This is a genomic window from Limosilactobacillus pontis DSM 8475 (genome assembly GCF_001435345.1).
Lineage (GTDB): Bacteria > Bacillota > Bacilli > Lactobacillales > Lactobacillaceae > Limosilactobacillus > Limosilactobacillus pontis.
Map to the genome: position 1 here is coordinate 1 of NZ_AZGO01000034.1, position 811 is coordinate 811.

The 811-nt window shown below is 39.7% G+C and carries 2 protein-coding genes; both read left to right on the top strand.

The genetic code is table 11. The features are described 5' to 3' along the window. Positions 1-84 precede the first annotated feature (84 nt). A complete protein-coding gene (locus FD34_RS08555) occupies positions 85-279 on the top strand; it encodes a hypothetical protein (RefSeq protein ID WP_057806372.1) in 195 nt (64 codons plus the stop codon). Beyond that, on the top strand, positions 269-625 hold the full coding sequence (gene tnpB, locus FD34_RS02185; RefSeq protein ID WP_057806374.1) for an IS66 family insertion sequence element accessory protein TnpB: 357 nt from the start codon (positions 269-271) through the stop codon (positions 623-625). Before FD34_RS08555 ends, tnpB begins: the two co-directional genes overlap by 11 nt. Positions 626-811 lie beyond the last annotated feature (186 nt).

The window sequence follows — 811 nt, forward strand, 5'->3', positions numbered from 1 at the left end:
GTAAGCACCGAATAACAACACGTCTATATTTTCAATTTGAGGTCTCCTATACTGATTACCGGAAATTCAGTTAGGAGACTTTTTATGGAAGAAAAACATGAAATCATTGCACCCAATTTTATTTCAAAGCCATCTTCGATGTCGTCACCAACCCATGCGCCATATAAGCATATTGCGGCGAAGGTAGAGCTTAAAGGGATTCGTTTAACCATCTTCAAAGGTGTTAATCCAAAGCTCGCCAGCGAGTTAGTAAAGGTATTAGTTGAAAATGCTCATTAATTGGCACGCACCTAAACATATCTATCTTGTTTGTGGGAAGACCGACCTCCGTAAAGGAATTGATGGTCTAGCGATCCTGGTCGCTGAAAACTATGGTTTGGAATTATATGATGATTCACTCTTCCTTTTCTGTGGCTTTAGGAGCGATCGTTTCAAGGGCTTATATTGGGATGGTGAAGGCTTTATCTTGCTTTATAAGCGCTATGAAAATGGTCATCTTAAATGGCCGCGAAATTCTTCCGAAGCCCGCTTATTAAAGCACCAGGAATTAGTCAAACTTTTGAAAGGACTCAATCCTTTCCCAACGCCTAATGTTCATAAAGCTAAACCAGGTAATCTCTACTAAAACTCTTTTTAAATCCCTCCGCTTCTGATATAATTAATCAGAATTCATTAAGAACGGAGGTGACGAACCATGGATTACGAAAAGCAAAGCGCTGAACTCAAAAAGCAATTAGCCGCTGCTCAGGCACAAATTGCTCAACAGCAGATGATTATCAAAGCCTTACAGAACCAACTATTTGGGAAAAAA

Excerpts from the sequence above, each read along its gene's own strand:
- FD34_RS08555 (WP_057806372.1), top strand. The coding sequence starts at position 85 with ATGGAAGAAAAACATGAAATCATTGCACCCAATTTTATTTCAAAGCCA.
- tnpB (WP_057806374.1), top strand. The coding sequence starts at position 269 with ATGCTCATTAATTGGCACGCACCTAAACATATCTATCTTGTTTGTGGG.